The organism is Nocardia sp. XZ_19_369 (assembly GCF_015355715.1).
Classification (GTDB): Bacteria; Actinomycetota; Actinomycetes; order Mycobacteriales; family Mycobacteriaceae; genus Nocardia.
Genome location: NZ_JACVED010000003.1, coordinates 658,290 through 682,378 on the forward strand (window position 1 = coordinate 658,290; position 24,089 = coordinate 682,378).

Annotated in this window: 23 protein-coding genes; 16 read left to right on the plus strand and 7 right to left on the minus strand. The window is 67.2% G+C overall.

Features of this window, described 5'->3' with window-relative positions:
• The first annotated feature begins 278 nt into the window (after positions 1–278).
• Both IBX18_RS14435 and IBX18_RS14440 read left to right on the plus strand, forming a co-directional pair.
• On the plus strand, positions 279–1,445 hold the full coding sequence (locus IBX18_RS14435; RefSeq protein ID WP_194834352.1) for an MFS transporter: 1,167 nt from the start codon (positions 279–281) through the stop codon (positions 1,443–1,445).
• A 52-nt stretch (positions 1,446–1,497) separates the two neighbouring features.
• Entirely contained in the window at positions 1,498–2,142 is a 645-nt protein-coding gene (locus IBX18_RS14440; RefSeq protein ID WP_194834159.1) for a TetR/AcrR family transcriptional regulator, read from the plus strand.
• 2 nt (positions 2,143–2,144) lie between these two features.
• Here IBX18_RS14440 and IBX18_RS14445 read toward each other — a convergent pair whose 3' ends face one another.
• Positions 2,145–3,320: a serine hydrolase gene (locus tag IBX18_RS14445; protein ID WP_194834160.1), complete on the minus strand. Its 1,176-nt coding sequence runs from the start codon at positions 3,318–3,320 to the stop codon at positions 2,145–2,147.
• A 139-nt stretch (positions 3,321–3,459) separates the two neighbouring features.
• Positions 3,460–5,112 (minus strand): cytosine permease, encoded by a 1,653-nt coding sequence (locus tag IBX18_RS14450; RefSeq protein WP_194834161.1) that lies wholly within the window; start codon positions 5,110–5,112, stop codon positions 3,460–3,462.
• A gap of 389 nt (positions 5,113–5,501) precedes the next feature.
• Here IBX18_RS14450 and IBX18_RS14455 point away from each other — a divergent pair, with 389 nt between their 5' ends.
• The 6 genes from IBX18_RS14455 (at position 5,502) to IBX18_RS14480 (ending at position 11,288) form a co-directional block, all read left to right on the plus strand.
• Positions 5,502–6,707 (plus strand): lipid-transfer protein, encoded by a 1,206-nt coding sequence (locus IBX18_RS14455; RefSeq protein WP_194834162.1) that lies wholly within the window; start codon positions 5,502–5,504, stop codon positions 6,705–6,707.
• 55 nt (positions 6,708–6,762) lie between these two features.
• Complete coding sequence (locus tag IBX18_RS14460) at positions 6,763–7,200, plus strand: SRPBCC family protein (protein WP_194834163.1); 438 nt, start codon at positions 6,763–6,765, stop codon at positions 7,198–7,200.
• Complete coding sequence (locus IBX18_RS14465) at positions 7,197–8,075, plus strand: MaoC/PaaZ C-terminal domain-containing protein (protein ID WP_194834164.1); 879 nt, start codon at positions 7,197–7,199, stop codon at positions 8,073–8,075. The genes IBX18_RS14460 and IBX18_RS14465 overlap by 4 nt, the downstream gene beginning before the upstream one ends.
• 60 nt (positions 8,076–8,135) lie before the next feature.
• The gene (locus tag IBX18_RS14470; protein WP_194834165.1) at positions 8,136–9,014 is read left to right on the plus strand and encodes an SDR family oxidoreductase; all 879 of its coding nucleotides are present in this window, start codon (positions 8,136–8,138) and stop codon (positions 9,012–9,014) included.
• A 27-nt stretch (positions 9,015–9,041) separates the two neighbouring features.
• Complete coding sequence (locus IBX18_RS14475; RefSeq protein ID WP_194834166.1) at positions 9,042–10,304, plus strand: acyl-CoA dehydrogenase family protein; 1,263 nt, start codon at positions 9,042–9,044, stop codon at positions 10,302–10,304.
• A gap of 126 nt (positions 10,305–10,430) precedes the next feature.
• Entirely contained in the window at positions 10,431–11,288 is an 858-nt protein-coding gene (locus IBX18_RS14480; RefSeq protein WP_194834167.1) for an alpha/beta fold hydrolase, read from the plus strand.
• A gap of 173 nt (positions 11,289–11,461) precedes the next feature.
• On the opposite strand, the gene IBX18_RS14485 is transcribed toward IBX18_RS14480, so the two are convergent.
• On the minus strand, positions 11,462–12,508 hold the full coding sequence (locus tag IBX18_RS14485; protein WP_194834168.1) for a hypothetical protein: 1,047 nt from the start codon (positions 12,506–12,508) through the stop codon (positions 11,462–11,464).
• 87 nt (positions 12,509–12,595) lie between these two features.
• Positions 12,596–13,510, minus strand: a complete 915-nt coding sequence (locus tag IBX18_RS14490; RefSeq protein WP_194834169.1) for an alpha/beta fold hydrolase — start codon at positions 13,508–13,510, stop codon at positions 12,596–12,598.
• A gap of 127 nt (positions 13,511–13,637) precedes the next feature.
• On the opposite strand from IBX18_RS14490, the gene IBX18_RS14495 reads away from it, so the two are divergent.
• From IBX18_RS14495 to IBX18_RS14505, 3 genes are read left to right on the plus strand one after another with little or no spacing between them, the layout of a single operon-like run.
• Positions 13,638–14,357, plus strand: coding sequence for an exodeoxyribonuclease III (locus tag IBX18_RS14495; protein WP_373889192.1), 720 nt, complete (start codon positions 13,638–13,640; stop codon positions 14,355–14,357).
• Complete coding sequence (locus IBX18_RS14500) at positions 14,354–14,830, plus strand: ribonuclease domain-containing protein (protein ID WP_194834171.1); 477 nt, start codon at positions 14,354–14,356, stop codon at positions 14,828–14,830. The genes IBX18_RS14495 and IBX18_RS14500 overlap by 4 nt, the downstream gene beginning before the upstream one ends.
• On the plus strand, positions 14,830–15,315 hold the full coding sequence (locus IBX18_RS14505; RefSeq protein ID WP_194834172.1) for a barstar family protein: 486 nt from the start codon (positions 14,830–14,832) through the stop codon (positions 15,313–15,315). Before IBX18_RS14500 ends, IBX18_RS14505 begins: the two co-directional genes overlap by 1 nt.
• 13 nt (positions 15,316–15,328) lie before the next feature.
• Here the strand turns inward: IBX18_RS14505 and IBX18_RS14510 are convergent, their stop codons facing one another.
• Positions 15,329–15,937 carry a TetR/AcrR family transcriptional regulator gene (locus IBX18_RS14510; protein ID WP_306796264.1) on the minus strand — a complete coding sequence of 203 codons (609 nt, stop codon included), beginning with the start codon at positions 15,935–15,937 and terminating at the stop codon, positions 15,329–15,331.
• Between the two features lie 243 nt (positions 15,938–16,180).
• On the opposite strand from IBX18_RS14510, the gene IBX18_RS14515 reads away from it, so the two are divergent.
• The 3 genes from IBX18_RS14515 to yhjD are packed head-to-tail and all read left to right on the plus strand — an operon-like array spanning position 16,181 to position 19,236.
• Complete coding sequence (locus tag IBX18_RS14515) at positions 16,181–17,113, plus strand: oxygenase MpaB family protein (RefSeq protein WP_194834174.1); 933 nt, start codon at positions 16,181–16,183, stop codon at positions 17,111–17,113.
• Positions 17,114–17,134: 21 nt separating this feature from the next.
• Entirely contained in the window at positions 17,135–18,166 is a 1,032-nt protein-coding gene (gene trpS, locus IBX18_RS14520; protein WP_107654300.1) for a tryptophan--tRNA ligase, read from the plus strand.
• A gap of 41 nt (positions 18,167–18,207) precedes the next feature.
• Positions 18,208–19,236: an inner membrane protein YhjD gene (gene yhjD, locus IBX18_RS14525; RefSeq protein ID WP_194834175.1), complete on the plus strand. Its 1,029-nt coding sequence runs from the start codon at positions 18,208–18,210 to the stop codon at positions 19,234–19,236.
• A gap of 22 nt (positions 19,237–19,258) precedes the next feature.
• Here the strand turns inward: yhjD and IBX18_RS14530 are convergent, their stop codons facing one another.
• Positions 19,259–20,545 (minus strand): serine hydrolase, encoded by a 1,287-nt coding sequence (locus IBX18_RS14530; RefSeq protein WP_228540947.1) that lies wholly within the window; start codon positions 20,543–20,545, stop codon positions 19,259–19,261.
• Positions 20,546–20,666: 121 nt separating this feature from the next.
• Between IBX18_RS14530 and IBX18_RS14540 the strand changes: the two genes are divergently transcribed.
• Positions 20,667–22,226 (plus strand): MFS transporter, encoded by a 1,560-nt coding sequence (locus tag IBX18_RS14540; RefSeq protein WP_194834177.1) that lies wholly within the window; start codon positions 20,667–20,669, stop codon positions 22,224–22,226.
• A complete protein-coding gene (locus tag IBX18_RS14545) occupies positions 22,216–22,833 on the plus strand; it encodes a TetR family transcriptional regulator (RefSeq protein ID WP_194834178.1) in 618 nt (205 codons plus the stop codon). The genes IBX18_RS14540 and IBX18_RS14545 overlap by 11 nt, the downstream gene beginning before the upstream one ends.
• A gap of 36 nt (positions 22,834–22,869) precedes the next feature.
• On the opposite strand, the gene IBX18_RS14550 is transcribed toward IBX18_RS14545, so the two are convergent.
• Positions 22,870–23,769, minus strand: a complete 900-nt coding sequence (locus IBX18_RS14550) for a phenylalanine 4-monooxygenase (protein ID WP_194834179.1) — start codon at positions 23,767–23,769, stop codon at positions 22,870–22,872.
• Positions 23,770–24,089 lie beyond the last annotated feature (320 nt).

Here is a 24,089-nt window from a genome sequence, read left to right on the forward strand (position 1 = left end):
GACGCTGCCCACATCCGGCCGGTCGGCTGCCGGGAGCCTTGCCGGGTGCGGCATTGTTTCCGAATGGTATTTGCCAGGTCGTGCCACGATAGGTGTCCCTATTGCGCGGTTTTACATTCTGACCTGCACGTTTTCTTTACGGCGGCGTGTCTCACCTCACGTTTACTCGGGAAGCGAAACCGCCTGCGGAAGCGTTTCATGGATACGTGACCACTCCCCTCGCCGCCCAGGCCCCCGCACGCCCCGAAGCCGCGCGGACGACTTGGCATCTGCCTGCCATGCTCGCGCTGGCACTCGGCGGGTTCGGTATCGGCACAACAGAATTCGTCACCATGGGTTTGCTGCCGGACATCGCGCGCGCCATGCATGTCTCCGAGCCGACCGCGGGGCACGCGGTGTCGGCCTACGCGCTCGGCGTGGTGATCGGCGCGCCGGTGCTCGCCGCCCTGTGCGCGCGGGTGTCCCGCAAGAAGTTGCTCATCGCCCTGATGGTGGCGTTCACGCTGGGCAACGTGGCAACCGTGCTCGCGCCGACCTTCCACACCCTGGTGCTCGCCCGGTTCGTGTCCGGGCTGCCGCACGGCGCCTATTTCGGGGTGGCCTCGCTGGCCGCCGCCACGCTCGCCCCGGTCGGACAGCGCGCGAAAGCGGTTGCCGCGGTTATGCTCGGGTTGAGCGCCGCCAATGTCGTCGGCGTTCCCGCCGCGACCTGGCTCGGCCAGCACCTCGGCTGGCGCGACGCCTACGTGGTGGTCGCGGTCATCGGGCTGGCGACGGTAGCCGCCCTGATCAGGTACGTCCCGGAGCTCACCGGCATCACCATGACCAACCCGGTCACCGAGCTCGGCGCCCTGCGCCGTCCGCAGGTGTTGCTCACGCTGCTGGTCGGGGCGATCGGCTTCGGCGGCATGTTCGCCGTCTACACCTACATCACCACCACCCTCACCAGCGTCGCCGGGATGTCCGCCGCCCTGGTGCCGGTGGTACTGATGCTGTTCGGTGTCGGCATGGTGGTCGGCAATATCGTCGGCGGCGTGCTCGCCGACCGCGGCGTCGACCGGGCCATCTACGCCTCGATGATCGGCATGGCCGTCATCCTCGCCGTATTCGTTGCGGCGGCGCACAACCCGTACACCGCCGCGATCGGCGCCTTCCTGGTCGGCGCGACCGGTGCGTCCCTGGCGCCCGGACTGCAGACCCGGCTGATGGACGTGGCGCACGAGGCGCAGACCCTGGCCGCCGCGCTGAACCACGCCGCGTTGAACATCGCCAACGCCGCGGGTGCGTGGCTCGGCGGGGCCGTGATCGCCGCCGGTCTCGGTTACACCGCGCCCGCCATGGTCGGGGCCGGCCTCGCCGTGGTCGGCGTGCTGCTGTTCGCGATCACCGTCGCGGTGGCCCGTCGGGACGCTCGCCTGGTCGCGGCTGCCGCGCTGGTCGCCTGACACCCGGCGTCATCTGAACATACAGAACTGTATGTAAGTGTAGAATCGCCGGATGGCCAGGACCGAAGTCGCGAAACCGCAGCGCCGCACCCAGGAACAGCGCAGCACCGAGATGCGCACCCGGCTGCTGGACGCGACCATCGACTGCTTGGTCGAGTACGGCTACGCGGGCACGACCACGCCGCGGGTCGCCGAACGCGCCGGGGTCACCCGCGGCGCGCAGGTGCACCACTTCGGCTCCAAGACCGATCTGGTGGTTGCCGCGATCAGCCACCTGGCGCAACTGCGTGCCGAGACCGCGATGCGGGAGATGGCCAAGGTCGAGCGCGGCGACGATCCGGTCGCCGCGGCGCTGGAGTTCCTGTGGGAGCTGCACCAGGGCCCGCTGTTCATCGCGACCGTCGAGCTGTGGGTGGCCGGCCGCACCGATCCGGTGCTGGCCGCCGCGATGGAGAAGGTCGAGCCGTTCGTCAACAACGCCGTGCTGATGGCGGTCGCCCGGTTCGTGCCGGACGAGATCCGCCGCAAAGAGGCCCGCGATTTCATCTACACCGCGATGGATGCCCTGCGCGGCATCCTGATCTCCAACTTCGTCGACCCGGACAACGAACGCGCGCAACGCCGTTGGCGCCGCGCAACCGCGCACCTGCGCAATATCGCCGAAGCCGCCCTCGCCGACGTCCGCGCGGCCGACTGACGCTATTGACCGCACAACCCCTTGGCGAGCACCGACTGCGCTTTCGTGGAAAGCTCGGCCACCTGCTCGAGGTCGTCCATCCGCATGCCGGGACCGGTAGTGATCGACACCTCGATGCGCGAACTGCCATCGGCCGTGCTGTAGGCGTCCGAGTAGTAGCCGGGAACGCCGCCGTTGTGGCCGAGGCCGACACAGTCCGGGCCCAACTCCAGTTCCATCAGCCCGAGGCCGTAAGCCACGCCCGGCGCGATCGCATGGGTCGCCCGCATCTGCGCGAGCAGTGGTGGCGCGAGCAGGCGGCCGCCGAGCAGCGCGGTCAGGAAGGTGTCGAGATCCCGGGTGGAGGAGATGATTTCACCGGCGGCCCCGGCCCAGGTCGGATTCTGGCTGGTCATATCGGCGGTGATCTCTGCGTCGCCGTCGCCGAAGGAGAGATAGCCGTGTGCGTGCGGTCCGATGATCTCCGGCCAGCTGCCCGGCACCAAGGTCTCCCAGAGCCCGAGTGGCGCCACGATGCGGGCGTAGATCTGCACGCTGTACGGCAGACCGGTGAGCTTCTCGATCAGCAGTCCGGCTAGCTGATAGTTCGTGTTGGAGTAGGACCAGTCGGCGCCGGGCTCGAACAGCGCCGGTTCGGCCAGAGCCGACCGGATCAGTTCGTCGGGCCGGTAATCCCGGCGGAAGGCGTCCACGGCCGTCTTGCCCGAGATCGGCAGGATTCCCTCCTCGAAGGTGCCGTCGGGCTGCAGTTCGCCGGTGTAGCTGAACAGGCCGCTGGTGTGTTGCAACAACATTCGGACGGTGATGCGCGGGTCGAGGCCGAATTGCGGCAGGTGTCGCTGCACCGGATCGTCCAGCCCGAGCCTGCCCTCGCCCGCCAACTGCAGCAGCACCGTGGCCACGAACATCTTGGTGATGCTGCCGATACGGAACCGGCCGTCCACCGGCACCGGCTCCGGGCGGTCCACCTGCGCTACGCCGGCGGCACCGGTCCACTCGCCGTGCCGATCGTGCACCCGCACATGGATACCCGCCGCACCGGTGGCGATCAGCTCGTCCATCGCCTGTCGCAGCGGTGCCCGGTCGGTGACCGCCGGAGTGGCCACCGCGCCGGTCGCTGCCGAGCCGACCAGCACGATCGCGGAAACCAGTGCAATCCCGAACCGCCGCAACAACATCCGACCCCCTGGGTGGGCAATGTGCCATCGACTCTAGCCGAAATCGCAGCGACAGAGCGGCTTGCGGCGCCATCGGGACGGTGTTGCTACGGCGCAGGGACATGGCGGCGGCCTGCGCGGCCATGTCTCTGCTCGGCGATCAGTGCTGGTGGGGGAGCAGGTGGTGACCCTGCTTGTCGGTCGACAGCGCCAGCGAGCTGATGTACTGGATTTCACCCTCGGGGCCGGGGAGCGCCGAGGCGATCATGTCCGGGCGTTCGAATTCCAGGCCGGTGACGTGGCAGGTGAGGGTTTCCCCGGAGGGGTTGCCGTGCTCGTCGTACATCGGCAGGTCGATGCCGTCGTCGCTGCGGCGCAGGTAGTACTTGCCCTTGGTGGCGAGCGCGGTGAGCGGGGTAGCGACGAACGCGACCACCAGCGCGACGATCGGTGAGTACGGCTTGAGCAGGTCACCGAAGAGGCCGAAGAACGTCATGATCGACAGCACCGCCGAGAGCCCGAAGCCGACCAGGCCCACCGGGTTGAAGTCGTAGAGCATGCCGCGGCGGAACTCCGGCTGCTTCGGCGAGATCTTCAGCAGGTACTTGTTGACCGCGATATCCGTGGCGACGGTGACGATCCAGGCGATGCCGCAGTTGGCGTAGAAGCCCAGGATGTTGTTGAGGAAGTCGAACATGTTGGCTTCCATCAGGATCAGCGCGATCACCAGGTTCACCGCGAGGAAGATCAGCCGGCCGGGGTAGGACTTGGTGACCCGGGTGTAGGAGTTGGTCCAGGCCAGCGATCCCGAGTACGCATTGGTGACATTGATCTTGATCTGGCTGATCACCACGAGCACCACAGCCAGCGTCATGGCCAGCCAACCCGGCACCATGTCCCGGTAGATCTCCAGGAACTGGTGCACCGGCTGGTTCGCGATGCCCTGCGCGGCAGGCAGATTCGCGATCAGATACACCGCGAGGAACAGCCCGACCACCTGCTTGAGCGCGCCGAACACCACCCAGCCCGGTCCGGCGAGCAGCATCCAGCCCCACCACTTGCGGGCGTTCTCCGGCGTGCGCGGCGGCATGAAACGCAGGTAGTCGATCTGCTCGGCGATCTGCGCGATCAGCGACAAGCACACGCCGGCGGCCAGCAGCGTGCCGGAAATGCTTACCCCGGAACCGTTCTCGCCGCCGTAGGCGAAGAACGACGACACCGAGTCGGGGTGGCGCACCAGCAGGAACCCGAACGGCAGCACCATCAGCAGCAGCCACAGCGGGGTCGTCCAGACCTGCAGGGTGGCCAGGGTATTCATGCCGTAGATGACCAGCGGGAAGATCAGCACCGTCGATACGAGATAGCCGAGCCACAGCGGCACGCCGAGGCCGAGTTCCAGCCCCTGGGCCATGATCGACCCCTCCAGCGCGAAGAAGATGAAGGTGAACGAGGCGAACACGACATTGGTGAGCACCGAGCCGTAATAACCGAATCCGCTACCGCGCGTGATCAAGTCGAGATCGAGGTTGTAGCGCGCCGCGTAATAGGCGAGCGGAAATCCGGTCAGCATCACCACGATCGCGAAGAAACCGATTCCGAGCAATGCGTTTCCGGTGCCGTGCGCGATACCGATATTCGCGCCGATGGCGAAGTCCGCCAGGTAGGCGATGCCACCGAGGGCGGAGATCCCGACGACGGCCGGGCTCCATTTCCGGTAACTCCGTGGCGCGAACCGCAGGGTGTAGTCCTCGAGTGTTTCCTTCGCCGCGGCGATCCCGTCCGCATTCGACGATCGGGTATCGAGCTCGACCACGTTTACTCCTCATCCCCGCATCAACAACAGCAACCGTTCGACGGTCGTACACGGTTGTGGACGGGGAATTTCCGAACGATTACGCGGCTGTTACGTCATCGAGGGCAGTGAGTCACGTCACAGCAATGCGGTGAACGTCGCGCGCGGGTCGCCGGAAAGGCATGCGTACCAGCCTGAACTGGCAAGACTTACCCGTTCGGCTGTATGTCGGCGGCCGGGCGTTACCACCTGGCTATTCGATATCCGCAACTTCCGGTAACGCTGACCGCCTTGCGTACTTACATACATCTCTGTATGTTTGTTTCAGCTGGATCCGGACGGATCGGTCACGCCGCCTGCGGGCGGTTCCCGGCGGAGCACGCCGGGCAGGCACCAACGTGAGGAGTTCGATGGCGAACAGGGTTTACGTCGTCGGCGTCGGCATGACGAAGTTCGAGAAGCCGGGCCGCCGCAAGAACGAAGACGGCACCGATTGGGACTACCCGGACATGGCGCGGGAGTCGGGGACCAAGGCGCTCGCCGACGCGGGCATCGCCTACGACCTGGTCGAGCAGGCCTACGTCGGTTACGTCTACGGCGAATCCACCTCCGGCCAGCGCGCGGTCTACGAGCTGGGCATGACCGGCATCCCGGTGGTCAACGTCAACAACAACTGTTCCACCGGCTCGACCGCGCTCTACCTTGCGGCACAGTCGATCCGGGGCGGGCTCGCCGACTGCACGCTGGCGCTCGGCTTCGAGAAGATGCAGCCCGGCTCGCTCGGCTCCACCTGGGACGACCGCGAGCAGCCGATGGCCAGGCACATCATGGCCCTCGCCGAGATCTCCGAGGTGCTCTTCCCGGTGGCGCCGTGGATGTTCGGCGCGGCCGGTCGCGAGCACATGAAGCGGTACGGCACCACCGCCGAGCACTTCGCCAAGATCGGCTACAAGAACCACAAGCACTCGGTGAACAACCCGTATTCGCAGTTCCAGGACGAGTACTCGATGGACGACATCCTCGGCTCGCGGATGATCTACGACCCGCTCACCAAGCTGCAGTGCTCGCCCACCTCCGACGGCTCCGGCGCGGTGATCCTCGCCAGCGAAGCCTTCGTGGACAAGCACAACCTGGCCGCCCAGGCGGTCGAGATCGTCGGGCAGGCGATGACCACCGACTTCAAGTCCACCTTCGACGAGACCGCCAAGAACCTGGTCGGCTACGACATGACCGTCCATGCCGCGCAAAAGGTGTACCAGCAGTCCGGCCTCGGCCCGGAGGACTTCCAGGCCATCGAGCTGCACGACTGCTTCTCGGCGAACGAGCTGCTGACCTACGAGGCGCTCGGCCTGTGCGGCGAGGGCGAAGCCGGAAAGCTGGTCGACGACAACCTGACCACCTACGGCGGCAAGTGGGTGGTGAACCCCTCCGGCGGCCTCATCTCCAAGGGGCATCCGCTGGGTGCGACGGGTCTGGCGCAATGCTCCGAGCTCACCTGGCAACTGCGCGGCACCGCCGACAAGCGTCAGGTCGACAACGTCACCGCCTGCCTGCAGCACAACATCGGCCTCGGCGGCGCGGCGGTCGTGACCGCCTACCAGCGCGCCGACCGCTGAGCACCGCGTCAACCGCACCGAACTCGCACAACGACACTCGACGAGGAGTCATCTCATGGGACACATCGAAGCCGCCAAGGACGTCAACGCCACCCCCGAGGCGCTCTGGACGGTCGTCTCCGACCCGAACACCTGGGACAAGTGGTTCACCATCCACGAGCGCTTCATGGAGGAGCCGCCCGCCGTGCTGACCGAGGGCGCGAAGCTGGTCGCCAAGATCGTCATGCTCGGCATGGCGAACAAGCTGGAGTGGACCGTCGTGTCCGTGCAGCAGCCGACCAAGCTGACCCTCGGCGGCACCGGAATGGCCGGGGTGAAGACCGAATTCACCTTCGACATCCAGCCCAAGGGCGACGGCGGCAGCACCATCCTGGTCTCCGGCGACTTCGAGGGCGCGCTGATCAAGGGCGCGCTCGGCAAGGCGGTGGAGAAGGACGGCCTCAAGCAGCTGGACAAGTCGCTCGAGCAGCTCGACGCGCTGGCCTCGGCATGACTTCGGAGACCACTGCGGCGCGGTTGGTCGAGTTCGACGACACCGGCCTCGAAACCTGGTGTGACGACGAGACGTTCGAGGTGACCGGTGCGCGGATCGGCGAATATGCCGCCGCCACCAACGATCCGATCGAGGCGCACCTCGCGGGCAAGGTCGCCTCACCGGTCTTCGCGATCGTCCCCGTCTTCGAGGCGATGATGATGCCGGTGATCGAGGTCGCGCCGATGGACATCTTCGGCCGGGTCGTGCACGGCGAGCAGGACTTCCACTTCCACCGAGCCATCCAGCCGGGCGACAAGCTGGTCTCGCGCGCCAAGGCGACCGGCTACACCAGCCGGTCCAACGGCACGGCCATCACCATCCTCATCGAATGCCGCACCGAGGACGGGGAACTGGTCAACGAGCAGTATCTGACCGCGTTCTTCCGCAATATCGACGCGGGCAAGACGGTGGGCGAGGCGGCCCCGGCGCACAAGTTCGATGAGAACCTGCGCGCGCAACCGCCGGTGGCCGTCGTCCCGCAGCACGTCGACGACGACCAAACCTTCCGTTACTCACCGGCTTCCGGCGATCCGGTGCCGCTGCACCTGGACGACCAGGTCGCCAAGGATGCCGGGCTGCCCGGCATCATCGCGCACGGGCTGTGCACCATGGCGTTCGCGTCCTGGGCGGTGCTCGCCGAGGTCGGTGCGTCGGATGTCAACCGGCTCAAGCGATTCGCGGTGCGCTTCGCCAAGATGGTCTTCCCCGGTGACGACCTGGAGACCCGAATCTGGAAGGTCGGCTCGGCGGACGGCGTCACGACCTACGCCTTCGAGACCGTGCGCGGCGAAGACGTGGTGCTCAGCGACGGACTCGCTGAGATAGCCGACTGACGGCGAAAGCCGATATCCCGCCGCAATATTCAGCACAGACTTCAGGAAGAGGAGACATCGATGGGTGCACTCGAAGGTCGAGTAGCCGTCATCACCGGTGCGGGTCGTGGCATCGGCCGCGAGCACGCCTTGCTGTTCGCCCGGGAGGGCGCGGCCGTGGTCGTGAACGACCTCGGCGGCAGCAACGAGGGTGAGGGCACCGACATCACCCCCGCGCAAGAAGTCGCCGACGAGATCATCGCCGCCGGCGGCAAGGCGATCGCCAACACCGCCGACATCGCCACCTGGGACGGCGCGAAGAACGTTGTCGACCAGGCTATTGCCGAGCTCGGTGGCCTCGACATCGTGGTCAACAACGCGGGCATCCTGCGCGACGCGTTCATCGCGGGCATGGACGAGGCGCAGTGGGACGCGGTGATCGCGGTGCATCTCAAGGGGCACGCCGCCGTGCTGCACCACGCCGCCGCCTACTGGAAAGACCAGAGCAAGGCGGGCAATCAGCCGAACGCCGCGGTGATCAACACCGCCTCCGCCTCCGGAACCACGGTGCCGAACGCAGGCCAGGCCAACTACGGCGCGGCCAAGGCGGGGATTGCCGCGCTCACCCTGGTCGCGGCCGACGAACTGGCCCGCTACGGGGTGCGGGTCAACGCCATCGCGCCGATCGCGCGCACCCGTCTCACCCTGGCCACGCCCGGCATGGGCGCCATGATGGCGGCCGAGGCGGACGAGATCGAAGAGGGCGAGTTCGACGCGTTCAGTCCGGCCAATATCTCGCCGCTGGTGGCCTACCTGGCCTCGGACAAGTGCCCGATCACCGGCAAGGTGTTCGCGGTGCAGGGCGGGGCCATCTCCGAGCTGGCCGGTTGGCACGATGTGAAGACGATCGAGACCGACGGACCGTGGCTGATCGACGACATCTCCGCACGGCTACCGTGACGTACGGGCGAGAGTAGGAGAACAACGATGTTCGAGTGGTCCGAGACCGATGTAATGATCCGCGATGCCGTGCGGACCTTCATCGACAAGGAAATCCGGCCCAACCTGGACGCGCTGGACAGCGGCGAACTGTCGCCGTATCCGATTATCCGGAAGATGTTCAGCGAGTTCGGGATCGACGCCATGGGCGGCGAGGCCGTGCAGAAGCTACTCGCCAAACAGCGTGCCAAAGAGGACGCCATCGCGGCCGGCGAGCCGTTGCCGGAGAAGAAGCGGGAAAAGTCTTCCGGTGGCAGTCCGTTCGCGGGGCAGGAATCGCTGATGGCGGTGCTGGTCGGCGAACTGTCCGGTGTCTGCATGGGGTTGGTCACCGCGATGGGTGTCAGCCTCGGTCTCGGCGCCACCACCATCATGTCGCGCGGCACGCTGGCCCAGAAGGAGCGTTGGCTCGCCGACATCGTGACCATGAAAAAGGTTGCGGCGTGGGCGATCACCGAGCCCGACTCGGGTTCCGACGCGTTCGGTGGCATGAAGACCTATGTCCGGCGCGACGGTGACGACTACCTGTTGAACGGGCAGAAGACCTTCATCACCAACGGTCCGTTCGCGGACGTGATGATCGTCTACGCCAAGCTCGACGAGGGCGACGGCGGCGACAAGCGCGAGCGCAAGGTGCTCACCTTCGTCCTCGACAAGGGCATGGAGGGGCTCACCCAGGGCAAGCCGTTCAAGAAGATGGGCCTGCACGCCTCGCCCACCGGCGAGCTGTTCTTCGACAATGTCCGCCTCGGCAAGGACCGGCTGCTCGGCGAGACCGAGGAGCACAAGGGCGGCGACGGCCGGGAGAGCGCCCGGTCCAGCTTCACCGCCGAACGCGTCGGCGTGGCCTTCATGGCGCTGGGCATCATCAACGAATGTCACCGGCTCTGCCTGGATTACGCCAAGAATCGCAAGCTCTGGGGCCAGGAGATCGGTCGCTTCCAGCTCGTTCAGCTCAAGCTGGCCAAGATGGAGATCGCCCGGATCAACGTGCAGAACATGGTGTTCAACACGCTGGAGCGGGGTCGCGCCGGTAAACCGCCGACGCTCGCCGAGGCGTCGGCCATGAAGCTCTACGCGTCCGAGGCGGCCACCGAGGTCGCGATGGAAGCGGTGCAGCTGTTCGGCGGCAACGGGTACATGACCGAGTACCGCGTGGAACAGCTTGCCCGCGATGCCAAGTCGCTGATGATCTACGCGGGCAGCAATGAGATCCAGGTGACGCACATCGCCAAGGGTCTGCTGGCGTAACGGTTTTCACCGAGTCCCGGGTGCGCTACAACGGCGTGCGCGCCCGGGATTTCTTGTCCTGCCTTCGAAACGCCGTTAGTCCTTCGCACCTTGCGTGGGTGCGTGCTCGTAAGGGGTGACCGGCGGATGATCACTGAAACCACCGCCCGCTACAACGATGTCGGCACCCGGGTACTTTCCGTATCGGGGACCGGCACGCCGATCCTGCTGTTGCACGGTTACGCCGACAGCGCGGACACCTGGCGCGGTGTCCTCGCCGGCCTGACGGCGGCGGGCCGTGCGGCGTTCGCCGTCGACCTTCCCGGCTTCGGGCTGGCGGACCAGCGGGGGCCGGGGCCGTTGACCCCGCAGTTCGATGCCTTCGTGGATGCGATCATCGCGGAGCACGGTCCGTTGATCCTGGTGGGTAACTCTCTCGGTGCGGCAACCGCTTTGCATGCTGCCGCACGGCATCCAGGTGGTGCGGTCACCGCGGTGGTCACCCTCGACGAGCCACTGCTGGCCCGCCACTGGCTGGCGCGGGTGGGGCGGCTGCGCGAATACCGGCGGTTCTTTCGTCTGGTCGGGTCGCTGCCGATCCCGACCGCCCTGGTGCGCTGGGCGGTACGGCGCGCGGTAGCGCTGTTCGTCTATGGTCCAAAAATTGTCGCCGATCCCGAATTCCTCACCTCCGCAGTACGTTCGGTTCCCGACATGGCCGCCGTCGCCGCCCGTGGTCGTGATGCCGTCCGCTACGCCCGCGAACACCCGGCCGGCCACACCGATCTCGTCCTCACCTGCCCCGTCCTCATCGTCCACGGCACCGAAGACCGCATCATCCCGGTGTCCGCCGGCCGCGCCCTGCACGCATTGCTGCCCGGCAGCGAGTTCGTCGCACTCCCCGGTGTCGGCCACTGCCCACAACTCGATGTGCCCGACGAGGTCTGCCGACTATTGCTGGGATTTCCCCGCAGCGCTAGCAAGCAGACCGACGTCGCATCCTGAGCTCACCCACCCGGCGGCGCCAACCGAGTCGAGTTGTCACCGTTGCGGATCGGCCGAACCCGATGCCCGACGCACCCCTTCCATTCCAGGTGGGCCAGTGCCGAGGCCTTCGCACTGTGCCGGCAACCAGCCGAGCGCCCATCGGCAGACCGACGTCCTGTCCTGCCCACCAGCTACCCCTCGACCTCATGCGGCACCAATTGCTGCTTCCGCAGTAGCTCGACCACCAGGTCGAGCGTCACCGAGTTCTGGTGCACCGCCGCCGTCAGCTGAACCATCTGATCTTCGAGGCGGCTCACTCGCACTGTCACACCATCGACGCCTTCTGCGAGAGTGTCGAATCGCCCCGTCAGGCCGTCCATTCCGACTGTGAGGAAGTCGATTTGGCCGGTGAGGCCGTCGACTCGTTCTGTGAAGGTGTCCATTCGTCCAGTCAGACCGTCTACGCGGTCTGTGAAAGCGTACATCTGCTCCGCCAGGCCATCGACCCGTTCTGTGAAGGCGTCGATTCGCCCGGTGAGGCCGTCGACCTGTCCGGTGAAGGCGTCCATTCGTCCGGTGAGGCCGTCGACCTGTCCGGTGAAGGCGTCGATTCGTCCGGTGAGGCCGTCGACCTGTCCGGTGAAGGCGTCGATTCGTCCGGTGAGGCCGTCGACCTGTCCGGTGAAGGTGTCCATTCGTCCGGTCAGACCGTCTACGCGGTCTGTGAAAGCGTCCATCTGCTGTGCCAGGCCATCCACCCGTTCCGTGAGCCCATCCACCTGCCCGGCCAGGCCATCGACGCCTTCCGTGAGGCCGTCCATTTGCCCTGTCAGGCTGTCGATTCCACCTGAGAGGCCGTCCACTCGGTCGGTCAGGACGTTTGTCCGCCCTGCCACACCGCCCACCACGACTTCGAGCGTTGCCAGCCGGCTCACCGTCTCGTCGAGGATCTCCGAGTGCCGGCTCATCACTGTTCCGATCTGGTTCAGCTGTGCCGCAACGTCTTCGAAGCTGGACTCCATGCCTTCCAGGCGATGTCCGTGCTGTCGTTGTGTGACCAGTAGTAGGCCGAACCGGCGTCCGCTGGTCTTCTCCAATCGGCGCAGCCGTTGGTCGACACCACGCGCTAGGCCGTTCGTACTCTTGACCTCGCGGTTGGTGTTGTTGGCCAGCTCGTACAGCCCGTCGACGTCGCCGCGAAGTTGATGCACCACGCGATCTACTGGTGTGCTCCCCATGCCTCGAACAGTAGGCCGCCGATCAGACCGGATCGAGGCCTATTGCCGATCTGTGGATAACTTCCTGACCTGTGGATATCCCGTGCCTCAGACCGCGCGAAGGCGGTTGCGACTGGCGTAGACGTGCTCGGCGATGAGGGTCGCGATGCGGTCCGGCGCCTCGAGCATGGGCACGTGCCCGACGCCGTGGACGACGATGCGGTCGGCCGACTCGGGAAGTTCCTTCAGGTAGCGGCGGGCATAGACGCGGTTGGGGATGACGCGGTCGTACTCGGAGAGCAGTAACCGGACCGGCGTCTCCAGGGTGGACAGGTCGGCCTGCCCGGGACCGCGCATGCTGCTCACGACGAACGGCAGCATGGACGGGCAGTGCAGCGCGGCCATGATGGCGGCCGCGGTGTCGCGCCGGGAGACCGCGGCGGCGTTCTTGCTCAACCACAGCAGTGCGAAGCGCTGGGCGATCGGGTTGTTGACCGCGAAACCGCCGAGGCGCTTGCCGATTTCGACGATCGGGACCAGCGACAGGAACTTCAGATTGGTGCGCAGCGAGGTGAGCGACGGCGTGTGCCAGCCACCCGCCGGTGCGACGAGGGTGAGCGTGCGGGCCCGGCCGCGCCTGGCGAGTTCGACACCGACCCAGCCACCGAGCGAGTTGCCCGCGATGTGGCAGGTGCGCCAGCCGAGGTCGTCGAGCTGATCCTCGATGCGGTCGGCCAGCAGGTGCACGTCGACCGACCAGCCGTCCACCCGCTCGCCGCCCCAGTGCCCCGCGAAGGCGGGCGCGTACACCTCGCACTGGCTCGCGAGCCGCGCCGCGGTCTGCTCCCAGCAGTGTGGCGACATCATGAAGCCGTGCAACAGGAGCAGCGGGTCACCGGAGCCGAGATGCAGGGCCTTGACGGCCTTGGGCAGCTCCGATACGGGCTTGGTGGTGACCGGCTTGCGGGCGGCGCTGGTGGCGCGTTGCGCGGCGGCGGGGGACTTGGGGGTGTCGGACGACATGTCATCACTCTTTCCTGGACGGCGGTGTCCGAGGGAGTTCATCTGACCAGCATTGTACGGTCGTCCGGTGGCCTACATCATTTCGACTGTGAACGTAAATGGGGTCCGCGCGGCCGCGGGCAAAGGCATGCTGGCCTGGCTCGCCGCCACGGAGGCCGACATCGTCTGCGTCCAGGAGACGAGGGCCACCGACGAGCAGACCAGCGCGGCGCTCGCGCCCGCGCTGGCCGAGGGCTGGTGCCTGGCGCATGCGGAGCCGGAGTCCAAGGGCAGAGCAGGCGTCGCGATCCTGTCCCGCCGGGCACCGGACGCGGTCCGAATCGGCTTCGGCAGCAGCGAGTTCGGCGCGTCCGGCCGCTATCTCGAGGCGGACTTCGGTGATGTCACCGTCGCCAGTGTGTACGTGCACTCCGGTGACGCGGGTACGCCGCGCCAGGACGAAAAGTACCGGTACCTGGCCGAACTCGGCGCCTACCTCACCGCACGCGCCGGTGACTTCGTGGTGAGCGGCGACTGGAACATCGCGCACACCGAGCGGGACCTGAAGAATTGGAAAGGCAACTTGAAGTCCGCCGGTTTCCTGCCGGAGGAGCGGGCCTGGATCGATGAGCTGCTCGCCGCGGGCTACGTCGATGTGGTGCGCAAGCTGCATCCGGAGGTCGACGGCCCGTACAGCTGGTGGTCCTATCGCGGCCGCGCATTCGACAACGACACCGGCTGGCGCATCGACTACCAACTCGCCCGCGGCGACCTCGCGACGCGCGCCAAACAGGCCGTGGTGGACCGCGCCGCCGCCTACGACCAGCGCTGGTCCGATCACGCGCCGGTCACGGTGCAGTACCGATGAACTTGTCGCCGAAGGCCGTTCGCGCGCTGGCGGGTCTGGGCGCGGTGGTACTCGCGTTGATCGTCGTCGCGGTGCTCGGCCTGCGCGATGGTGGCAGCGACACCGCCACATCGACAACGGCCCGGCCCACCAGCAGTGCGCCCGCCGCGGGCACGCCACGGCCCGCGGAGGCGCCGGCCAGTCGCGCACCGGGAATTCCCGACCGCGCCTACACCACTCTGCGCGAAATCGACGCGGGCCGCTGGCCTGATTCGGCGAACGCGCCGGGCACCAAGGGCGGCGACCGCTGGATGAACCGCGCGGGCACGCTGGCCGCCAAAGATACTGCGGGCAAAGCGATCACCTACCAGGAGTGGGACGTCAATCCCAAGCAGCGCGGCCGGTCCAGGGATGCCGAACGCATCGTCACCGGCAGCGACGGATCGGCCTGGTACACCGGAGACCATTACGAGACCTTCACGAGGATGCGCTGATGTCCAAGGTAATGCCGTTGTCGCAGTTCTTGTCTCGACCGATCGAGGTCGCCTCGCGGGCACAGCAGGTGGCCGCGCCCGCCCTCGGCGCGGTCACCGTCGACGCCGCCGAACTGAGCGGACTGCGCTACCGCGCGCCGTCCGGTTACCTGGTCCGCGAACTACGCGGCGCGAAGATGCAGACCGTCGCGCGGGTGTTCGACGAGGTCGCCGCCGCCCTCCAGTTCCCGTACTACTTCGGCGAGAACAAGGACGCCTTCGACGAATGCCTGCGTGACCTGGACGATTTCGTCGGCGAGGGTGCGGGATACGTTGTCGTGCTCCGTGATTCGGACCACCTGCTGGCCGACGAGCCGGCCGAGCGGGCCTGGTTCGCCGAGGCGATGCGCGACTGTGCCGACCACTGGGCGCGCAAGGGCGTCGCGTTTCGCGTTGTCCTGCAAGGTGAAACGACGGGTTTGCAGGACGTTTCGCTGGAACTCTGACCTGGGCGCGGCGTCACGCCAATCGGCGCGCCAGATCCTCGCCGAGCAGGACGAACACGTCGGTGGTGTGCTCGATCAGCTCGTCGCGGGTCATCGGCAGCTCGCCCTGTAGCCAGGCGGTGAGGGTCTGCACCAGGCCGCCGACGAGGTAGTTGGCCCGGAAGTCGATCGCCGGATCCGAGTCTGGGTCGTCGATCCCGTAGAAGTCGATGCCCTCGGCCGCGACCATCCGCGCGAACACCCGGACGGTTTCGGTGGTGCGGGCGCGCAACTCCGGTGTCGCCATGCCGGCGACCAGAGCGACCTTGGCCTTGCGCGGGTCGTCGGTGAGCAGGTGGATGCCCGCGGCGATCGCGGCACGCGCGGTACTCCTGGAGTCCTTCGGCGCGGTGCCGACCGCCGCGACGATCACCAGCGCGAGCTCCTCGGCGATCGTGTCGATGAGCGCGGTCAGCACCGCATCGCGACTGTCGAAGCTCTCGTAGTAGTACCGCTCGTTGAGCCCGGCCTGGGCACACAGTCCCGACACGGTCAGCTTGGCGAGCCCCTGGGTGCCGATGATCTCCAGCGCCGCCTCCAGCAGTGCCGCGCGCCGTTGCGCCCGGCGTTCTGCCGCGGACACCCCGCCGTATGTCCGCTGCGCTGTCCCGGAATCGCTGGGCCCACCCGTCGCCCGGCCACCACCCCTCACGGAATCGCTTCGCGATGTAGGCTCACCCGCCGCCCGGCCACCACCCCCCACGGAATCGCTTCGCGATGTAGTCACAAGTCCGATTCTGGCACGGCACAATTCTGGCAGAGAGTATTGCCAGAATCGCGAATCTGGCGGATGCTATTGCCAGATGCTCTCGACGAGGAGGCAGTGATGTCCGAGCCCGGCTACTTCAGCGACCACTCGATGGCCCGGCGGGTGATGAGCAAGCGCGCGGTCGGCCTGACCTACGGCCAGCGCGCCCTGGTCGTCGGTGCTGTTAATCCGCTGCTCTACGTCGGCACCGCGGAGAACACCGAGCACCGGATGACCCCGTACACCAGGCTCTCGCTCACCGGCCACCTGTTCGAGGCGGTGTTCCTCGGCAGCAAGGCCGAGGCAGATCGGGCGCTGGCGTTCACCACGAAGAAGCACGCCAGGGTGCGCGGCACGCTGCCCGAGGACGCGGGGGCGCACCATCCCGCGGGCACCGGATACTCCGCGCTGGACCCGCACCTGATGTACATGACGATGGCGTTCACCTTCGACTCCGCCGAGGTGATGTACGACCTGCTGGTCCGCCCCATGACCGATGGCGAGCGCGAAGGCCTGTACCAGGACTACGTGCGCTGGGCCGAGTTGTTCGGCATGCCCGTCGAAGCGGCGCCGGCGAGTTACCCCGAGTTCCGCGCGTCCTTCGACGCCTACCTCGCCTCCGACGAACTGTTCCTCACCGACGAGGCGCGGCTGGTCGGCTCCTACCTGGCCGGGCAGCGCGTGCCGTATCCGCAGCGGATGCCGCTGCACCAGGTCACGTCCGCGTTCTTTCTGCTGGTGCAGGGCAGCCTGCCGCCGCGGATCCGGCAGATGTACGGGATGGGCTGGGGGCGCGCCGAGCAGATCGCGTATCGGGCGCTCGCGCAGGCCGTGCGCACCGCGCATCTTGCGCCGCCGGTGGTGCCTCCGGTGCTGCGCGGCACCCTGGCCGGGCCGAGCGCCCCGATTTACAAACTCGTCTCGCGGCGCGAACATCAGCTCGTCGACGCCGGACGGCCGAGCATGCCGGGTGTGGACCCGCGTAACTGGGTGGAGCGAAATTCCGCTTGAGGGCCATGGAAAGATCGGGGCATGTCCGTTCCTGCAGAAACCCCGGCCGCTGAACGCAAGCAGCGGGTCCTTTCCGGGATCCAGCCCACCGGCACCTCGTTCCACCTCGGCAACTACCTTGGGGCGCTGCAGTACTGGGTGACCATGCAGGACGACTACGACGCGCTGTACTTCATCCCGAACCTGCACGCGATCACCGTTCCGCAGGACCCGAAGGCGCTGCGGGCCCAGACGAGGGCCGCCGTGGCGCAGCTGCTCGCCATCGGCATCGATCCGAAGAAGTCGACGCTGTTCGTGCAGAGCCAGGTGCCCGAGCACGCCGAGCTGGCCTGGGTGCTCAGCTGCATCACCGGTTTCGGTGAGGCGAGCCGGATGACGCAGTTCAAGGACAAGTCGGTCAAGCAGGGTTCGGAGAACGCGTCGGTCGGGCTGTTCACCTATCCGGTGCTGATGGCGTCGGACATCCTGCTCTATCGCCCGCATCAGGTGCCGGTCGGCGAGGACCAGCGCCAGCATCTGGAGCTGACCCGAAACCTGGCGCAACGCTTCAACACCCGGTTCAAGAAGACGTTCGTGGTGCCGGAGGCGCACATCGTCAAGGGCACCGCCAAGATCTACGATCTGCAGGATCCGACCTCGAAGATGAGCAAGTCCGCCGCCTCCGACGCAGGCCTGATCAACCTGCTCGACGATCCGAAGATCAGCGCCAAGCGGATCCGCTCGGCCGTCACCGACACCGAGCGCGAGATCCGCTACGACCCGGAGCAGAAGCCGGGCGTGAGCAACCTGCTGGTGATCCTGAGCTCACTGACCGGCAACCCGATCGTGACGCTCGAACAGGATTACGCGGGCAAGGGTTACGGTGATCTGAAAGCCGACGTCGCCGACGCGCTGGTCGAATTTGTCACGCCATTGCAGGCGAAGGTGCAAGAGTATTTGTCGGATCAGGGCGAACTCGACCGTATCCTCGCCGCCGGTGCCGAGCGCGCGCGAGAGATCGCCGGCAACACCCTCGCACAGGTATACGACCGCATGGGCCTGCTGGCCCGGTAGCGGTCGGGCGCCTGCGAGATCTCTCCTGAAGGGGCGAACAGGTGCAGGTGATCGACAACATCAAGGCGTGGCTCGAACGACGAATCCAGGCCCGGCCATGGCTGGACCATCTGGTGCGCGCGGGCGGGCGGTATCAGCGGCAGCGTGGCGACTACTACGCGGCGGGCATCACGTATTTCACCGTGCTGTCGCTGTTTCCGCTGCTGATGGTCGCCTTCGCGGTCGCGGGTTTCGTGCTGTCGAGCCACCCGGAGCTGCTCGGTGAGCTACAGACCAAGATCGTCGACAACATTTCGGGTTCGCTCGGCACCCAACTGAACGATCTGATCGACCAGGCCGTCGACTCGCGCGGCACCGTCGGCATCCTCGGCCTGCTCGCGGGGTTCTATACCGGCCTCGGCTGGATGGCGAACCTGCGTGCGGCGCTGACCGAGCAGTGGGAGCAGAAGAGCGAGGAGCAGAACTGGTTCCTGGCCAAGCTGTCCGACCTCGGCGCGCTGCTCGGCCTCGGCTTGGCCTTCGTTGTCTCCCTTGGTCTTTCCGCGCTCGGCTCCAGCACGCTCGGTGCCCGGTTGCTGGTCAGCCTCGGCCTCTCGCACCTGCCCGGCGCGCGTTTCCTGCTGGCCATCGCGTCGATCTTTCTGGGCTTCCTCGCCTCCTGGGCGGTGTTCGCCTGGATCATCGCCCGCCTGCCGCGCGAACCGGTCACCCTGGCCAGCGCCGCCAAGGCCGCCGCGCTCGCCGCCGTCGTGTTCGAGATCTTCAAGTTCGTCGCGTCGATCTATCTGCAAACGGTGCTGAGCAGCCCGGCGGGCGCCGCCTTCGGCTCGATCATCGGCCTGATGGTCTTCAGCTACGTCACCTACCGCATCATCCTGTTCGCCACGGCCTGGGCCGCCACCGCCTCCGACAACGAACCCGAAGCGGAGATCCCCGCACCGCCCGCCGCCGTCATCAGCCCGCGCACGTCGGTCCGTGAACTCTCCGTCGGCGCGGGCGCGACCTTCTTCGGGGCGGGAGCCCTTGCCGCCCTTGCCCTCTCGCTGCTGCGCCGACCACGCGGGCACTGAACCCGGCGTCGGCCTGTAGGGGTCAGCGCCGCCGGTTCATCCGGCGCGCACCGAGCAGCAGGGCGAGCACCAGAATGACGCCGCCGACGACCCACACGGTGCGGTCGTCGCCATGGTCCTCGTCGGCCAGCGGCTGCGTCTCCTGCTCCTTGGGCGGCGGGGAGGCAAGGGTCGCACCAACTTTCGGTTGCTTGCGGTTCGGGTCGGGGAGTTTGCCGACCGACGTGCCTCGGGGTAGTGCGAAGCCGTAGTCGAGCAGGCGGGCCGCCTGATCCGAGGGGCGCAGCGGGCGGACGTCGGCTTTGAGCAGGGTGACCACGAGTCGGCGGCCGTCGCGTTCGGCGGCGGCGACGAAGGTCTGCCTGGCGTCGTCGGTGAACCCGGTCTTGCCGCCGATGGCGCCGTCGTAGTCGTAGAGCAGGTGGTTGTCGTTGCCGATGGGGAAGCCGGGATGGTCCTTGTCGCCCTCGATCTTCGGGTTGGCGGGGTAGCCGGGGAAGTCGACCTGTTCGGTGTGGATGAGTTCGGCGAACAACGGAATGGTCATCGCCTCGCGGAACAGCACCGACAGGTCGTAGGCCGAGGTGCTCATGCCGGGACCGTCGAGGCCGGAGGGGGTAGCCGTGCGAGTGTCCAAGGCGCCCAACGACTTAGCGAGCTCGTTCATCTTCGCCACCGTGGCCGCCTCGCCGCCCAGCTGAGTAGCGATGGCATGGGCCGCGTCATTGCCGGAGGCCATGATCAGGCCCTGCATGAGCTGGCGGTTGGTGTAGCGGCCGCCGGGCCCGATGCCGACCCGGGTGCCGTCCGCGTTCGCATCGTCCTGGGTGCCGATGATCACCTTGTTCAAATCCAGTGTGCGCAGGGCGATCGTGGCGAGCAGCACCTTGATGGTGCTGGCGGGCCGGTAGCGGCCGTGCGGGTCCTTGGCCGCGAGCACCTCGCCGGAGTCCAGGTCCGCCACCTGCCAGGAGGTCGCCGAAATATCCTGCGGCACAGCGGGTGCGCCCTTTGGCAGCACCAGGCCGCATTCACCCAGCCGGCCACCGCCGACCGGTGGCGTCGGGATGGGCAGCGCGGTGGGCGTCGGCTCCCCGGGCGCCGGGACCTCGGACTCGTCGATCGGCGCGGGCGGGCGCGTCTTCTGCGGGCAGCCGTCGGTGTTCGGGGTGCTGAACGGCGTCGTCGTCGGGCTCGACGACGGCGCGGCGAACGACGGTGTGGCGGCCGAGCCCGCGATCACGGCCACTGCGGCCAGTGCGGAACCGAGGCGAAGTGTGGCGCGGCGGCGCGAGTCCCGGATCTTCATCGTTCGCGAGCCTAGCGATTTCGCGGCGAGTCGGCCGTGCACGCGCCGGAGCGGGGTATTGACAGCAGCTACTAAATGAGAGCTACTATCAAAAAGTAGTTACTATCAAATTTGGAAAGTCATGAAGACCGACTCGACTCGTCGCTGGCTCGCGCTCGGCGCGCTGTCGGTGGCGATGCTGACCATCGGGCTCGACGTCACGGTGCTCACCGTGGCGCTGCCGACACTCGCCGTCGACCTGAATGCGAATACCGCTGCGCTGCAATGGTTCAGCAGCGCGTACACGCTGGCGCTGGCCGGTGTGATGCTGCCCGCCGGTGCGCTCGGCGATCGGTACGGGCGCAAGAAGTTCCTGCTCGTCGCGCTACTCGTCTTCGGTGCCGCGTCGCTGGCCTGCGCGTTCGCCGCCTCGGCCGGTCAGCTGATCGCCGCGCGGGTGGTGCTCGGCATCGCGGCCGCGGCGATGATTCCGCTGTCCATGTCCGTACTGCCGTCGCTGTTTCCGGAGCAGGCGGCCCGGCAGCGCGCACTCACCATCTGGATCACCTCGACCGCGATCGGCCTGCCGCTCGGTCCGATCGTCGGTGGCTGGCTGCTGCGGAACTTCTGGTGGGGGTCGGTGTTCCTGATCAATGTGCCGATGGTGATCATCGGTGCGCTGGCCGTTCTCGCGCTGGTCCCGGAGTCACGCAGCGAGAACAGATTCCGCGTCGATGTGCCCGGCGTGCTGCTGTCGGCGGCCGGAATGCTCGGGCTCACCTACGGATTCATCCGGATCGGTGAGTACGGCTGGGGCAACGGGCTCGGCTGGGCCATCGTCGCGGCCGGCCTGCTGCTGCTCGGCGCCTTCGTCGGCTGGCAGCGCAGGACGGCGCATCCGCTGGTCGATCTCAGCCTGTTCGAGTCCGCCGGATTCCGCTGGGGCACCGCACTTTCCATCATCGTCAACTTCGCGATGTTCGGCATGTTCTTCACCGCGCCGCAGTACTTCCAAGCGGTGCTCGGCACAGACGCACTAGGCAGCGGCCTGCGTCTGCTGCCGCTGATCGGCGGGTTGATCGTCGGCAGCAGGGTGGTCGACCGGGCGTTGCCGAAACTGGGGACCAGGGTGATGCTCGGACTCGGCTTCACCCTGCTGGCGGGTGCGCTCGCACTGGGCGCGCTGACCTCGGTGGACAGCGGCTACGGCTTCACCGCGCTGTGGACCACCCTGCTCGGCGTGGGTATGGGCCTGGCAATGCCGACCGCTATGGGGCTGGCGATGGGCGAGCTCACCGAGGAACGTTCCGGCTCCGGTTCCGCGTTGATCCAGGCGCTGCGCCAGGCGGGCGGCACCATCGGTGTCGCGATCCTCGGCACCGTGCTGGCCACCCGGTACCGCTCGGAGCTCGGCTCGCTGAACCGCGATCCGATCTCCGACGGCGTGAACGCCGGTGTCGCGGCGGCGCACCAGCTCGGTGACTCGGCGGTCCTGCATCAGGTGCAGAGCGCGTTCGTCGGTGGCATGGCCGCGATGCTCTGGGTCTGCGCGGCGCTGTGCGCGGTATCGGCTGCGGTCGCCGTTGTTTTCCTGCGCGCGAAGCTACCTGTCGAGGTGCCGGTACCGGCCGTTGAGCGGCTCGACGGCGGACGTGGCGGCGTCGCGGGAACCGATACGTCAGAATCGACGCATGTCGGTTGAACTGTCCGGAGAAGAACCAGCCGTGCGCGGCCTGCGTGAGCGGAAGAAGGAGCGGACCCGCCGGACGATTCGACTGGAAGCGTTCCGGCTGTTCCGCGAGCAAGGGTACGGCGAGACCACCGTCGAGCAGATCGCGGCGGCGGCGGAGGTCTCGCCGAGCACGTTCTTTCGCTACTTCCCGACCAAGGAACAGCTGGTGCTCGCCGACGACCTCGATCCGGTACTGATCGAGGCCATCCGGGCGCAGCCGCCCGAACTCTCGCCGCTGACTGCCTTTCGCCATGCGATGGCGGCGGTGTTCGCGGAGTTGCCCGCCGAGCAGCAGGCTTTCGAACAGGAACGTCAGGCGCTGATCTACCACGTGCCCGAGTTGCGGTCGGCCATCGGACTGGAGATGGAACGCAACATCGACATGGTGTCCGCCGTCATGGCCGAACGGGTCGGCGGCACACCCGACGATTTCGATATCCGGGTCCTGGCCGGCGCGCTGACCGGCGCGGGGCTCGCGATCGCGCGCATCACGCCGTTGAATCTCGACAATGTCGGCCGGATGCTGGATCTGCTGGAGGCCGGGTTGCCGATCGGTCAGGGCCGAGCAGGCGCCTAGGTCCGAGCCGCCCGCCGCGGCTCGGGCCTGCCGAACCTACTGCGCCCCAGCGGCACTCGAATGCCGCAGCCGGTCCGGCGTCTCGTCGTCCATCGACGCGAAGAAGCCGCCGATCACGTCCTCGATCTCGGCGATCGACTCGGCGCAGTACAGGATCGGCTGGTAGTGGGTGATGTCGTAGACCGCGGTGCCCATCGCGGCGACGTCGAGCGGGCGCAGGTCGGCCTGGCGGAACTCCTCGATCTCGCCGTAGGACGACAGCAATCCCGCGCCGTAGCAACGGACCTCGCCTTCCTCCCGGACCACGCCGAACTCCATCGAGAACCAGAAGACATTCGCGAGGAACTTCAGCGCGGGCTCCGTCTCCAGCCGCCCGACCGCCGCGCCGACCGCCTCGTAGATGGCGGCGAAGCGCGGACTGGCGATCTGATTGGCGTGCCCGATGATCTCGTGGATGGCATCGGGCTCCGGGGTGTACAGCGGCGCCGAATGATGCCGGATGTACTGGGTGGAGTGGAAGGTCCGATCCGCGAACGAGCCGAAGAACTGGCGCAGCGGCACCAGACCGGCCGCCGGGGCATAGCGGAATCCGCTCAGCGGCACCAGTGCCGCCGAGACCTCGTCCAACTGGGGGATGTGGTCCTTGGGCAGCGCGAGGCGCGCCGAGGCCGCCAGCACCTCGGTGCAGGCGTAGGTCTGGTGCTTGCGGGCCAGTTCGGCCGAGGCGATCCGCCAGACCTGCTGTTCCTCGTCGGTATAGGCGATCTGCGGAACGGGTTTACCCGGTGCGTAATCGAGCGCGAGCGCGGCGATGTCGTTGCGACGGGCCCGGTAGTCCGAGTCGTGCACGCCCGGGTGCTCGTCGCTCAGGTGGACGGTCACATCGCCGTCGCCGGACCGGGTCACCGGTGAGTACAGCTGAGCTTCGGTGAACATACCTCGATGCAAGCACCGCTCGGGCCCGGCGACAACAAAAGGCCGCGCAGCTTGGCAAAGTGTCTAGCTGGCCCCGCTGTGCTGCGCACTTACCGGCATCGGGCGGCGGATTCGGGCGCCGAGCTGACCAGTGCCCGTCGGCGGCCATACACGCCCCGTTCTGCCCGCGCCTGCGACGATGCCAAGTGTGTGCGGGGCGTGCTGTAGCGGCTCGGTAATAGCCGCCGAACATGCTGTGGCCGTGAAATTCTCGTGGTGGGGGCGGTCGATCCGGCGAACTCTGCACGATTTGCCAGACATGAGCGAGCGGAATAGCGCAA